This is a genomic window from Pseudomonas sp. YA1 (genome assembly GCF_058680555.1).
In genome coordinates this window covers 1-1,116 of the sequence record NZ_JBZWBG010000046.1, presented here as the reverse complement: position 1 = coordinate 1,116, position 1,116 = coordinate 1, and the positions used below count along the sequence as shown (strand labels likewise).

General features: G+C 54.2%; 1 rRNA gene. It reads right to left on the bottom strand.

Features of this window, described 5'->3' with window-relative positions:
* A 23S ribosomal RNA gene (locus AC4OR5_RS30885) occupies window positions 1-1,116 on the bottom strand; the annotation flags it as partial.

The window sequence follows — 1,116 nt, the reverse complement described above, 5'->3', positions numbered from 1 at the left end:
ACAACGCTTACACACCCAGCCTATCAACGTCGTAGTCTTCGACGGCCCTTCAGGGGAATCAAGTTCCCAGTGAGATCTCATCTTGAGGCAAGTTTCCCGCTTAGATGCTTTCAGCGGTTATCTTTTCCGAACATAGCTACCCGGCAATGCCACTGGCGTGACAACCGGAACACCAGAGGTTCGTCCACTCCGGTCCTCTCGTACTAGGAGCAGCCCCTCTCAAATCTCAAACGTCCACGGCAGATAGGGACCGAACTGTCTCACGACGTTCTAAACCCAGCTCGCGTACCACTTTAAATGGCGAACAGCCATACCCTTGGGACCGGCTTCAGCCCCAGGATGTGATGAGCCGACATCGAGGTGCCAAACACCGCCGTCGATATGAACTCTTGGGCGGTATCAGCCTGTTATCCCCGGAGTACCTTTTATCCGTTGAGCGATGGCCCTTCCATACAGAACCACCGGATCACTAAGACCTACTTTCGTACCTGCTCGACGTGTCTGTCTCGCAGTCAAGCGCGCTTTTGCCTTTATACTCTGCGACCGATTTCCGACCGGTCTGAGCGCACCTTCGTACTCCTCCGTTACTCTTTAGGAGGAGACCGCCCCAGTCAAACTGCCCACCATACACTGTCCTCGATCCGGATTACGGACCAGAGTTAGAACCTCAAGCATGCCAGGGTGGTATTTCAAGGATGGCTCCACGCGAACTGGCGTCCACGCTTCAAAGCCTCCCACCTATCCTACACAAGCAGGCTCAAAGTCCAGTGCAAAGCTACAGTAAAGGTTCACGGGGTCTTTCCGTCTAGCCGCGGATACACTGCATCTTCACAGCGATTTCAATTTCACTGAGTCTCGGGTGGAGACAGCGCCGCCATCGTTACGCCATTCGTGCAGGTCGGAACTTACCCGACAAGGAATTTCGCTACCTTAGGACCGTTATAGTTACGGCCGCCGTTTACCGGGGCTTCGATCAAGAGCTTCGCTTGCGCTAACCCCATCAATTAACCTTCCGGCACCGGGCAGGCGTCACACCCTATACGTCCACTTTCGTGTTTGCAGAGTGCTGTGTTTTTAATAAACAGTCGCAGCGGCCTGGTATCTTCGACCAGCCAG